This window comes from Paraburkholderia humisilvae, from assembly GCF_902859855.1.
Taxonomy (GTDB): Bacteria; Pseudomonadota; Gammaproteobacteria; order Burkholderiales; family Burkholderiaceae; genus Paraburkholderia; species Paraburkholderia humisilvae.
Window position 1 is genome coordinate 1 of the sequence record NZ_CADIKH010000369.1, and the last position, 1,175, is coordinate 1,175.

General features: G+C 67.1%; 1 protein-coding gene. It reads left to right on the forward strand.

Going from position 1 to position 1,175, the window contains the following annotated elements; genetic code table 11:
- A partial coding sequence (locus HV796_RS42585) for an ABC transporter ATP-binding protein (RefSeq protein ID WP_175233598.1) occupies positions 1–1,175 on the forward strand: 1,175 nt, incomplete at both ends.

A 1,175-nucleotide genomic window follows, 5' to 3' on the forward strand; every position in this document is an offset into this window, starting at 1 on the left:
ACCTGTCGCTGCGTGAAGGCGAGATCGTCGGGCTACTGGGCCGCTCGGGCTCGGGCAAGTCGACGCTGCTGCGTATCATCGCCGGGCTGATCGAGCCGACCGACGGCGAAGTCACGTATCTGGGCAAGCCGCTCGACGGGCCGGCCGAAGGCGTGGCGATGGTGTTCCAGACGTTCGCGCTGTTTCCGTGGCTGACCGTGCTGCAGAACGTCGAGGCGGGGCTCGAGGCGCAGGGCGTGCCGGCGCGCGAGCGGCGCGAGCGTGCGCTGGCGGCGATCGACCTGATCGGTCTGGACGGCTTCGAGAATGCGTATCCGCGCGAGCTGTCGGGCGGCATGCGCCAGCGGGTGGGCTTTGCGCGCGCGCTGGTGGTCGACCCGACGCTGCTGCTGATGGACGAACCGTTCTCCGCGCTCGACGTGCTGACCGCCGAGACGCTGCGTACCGACCTGCTGGACCTGTGGACGCAGGGGCGCATGCCGATCAAGTCGGTGCTGATCGTCACGCACAACATCGAGGAAGCGGTGTTCATGTGCGACCGCATTCTGGTGCTGTCGTCGAACCCGGGGCGGGTGATTGCCGAGATCAAGGTGCCATTCAGGCATCCGCGCAATCGTCTGGACCCGGCGTTCCGGCGGCTGGTCGACGACATCTACGCGAAGATGACCGCGCGCCAGACCGGCGAGACGACGCGAAAGGGGCTCGAGCTGCACAGCTGGCTGCCGCATGTGTCGACCAACCTGATGGCGGGTCTGATCGAGACGCTGGCGGCGGCGCCGTACCACGGCCGCGCGGACATGCCGGAAATCGCGCGCTCGCTGCACCTGGAGGTGGACGACCTGTTCCCGATCGCCGAAGTGCTGCAGAACCTGGGCTTTGCCGATGTGCGCGAAGGCGACATTTTCCTGACGCCGCCGGCGCGCGTGTTCGCGGAGTTCGGCACGCAGGAGCGCAAGATGATGTTCGCCGAGCATCTGCTGCGGCACGTGCCGCTGGCCGCGCGGATCAAGAAGGTGCTCAACGAGCGGCCGGGCCATCGCGCGCCGCGCGTGCGCTTCGAGCAGGAGCTGGAGGATTTCCTCTCGGATAGCGCCGCGGAGGAGACGCTCGATGCGGTGATCAACTGGGGGCGTTACGGCGAGATCTTTTCGTATAACGACCAGTCGGAGATATTC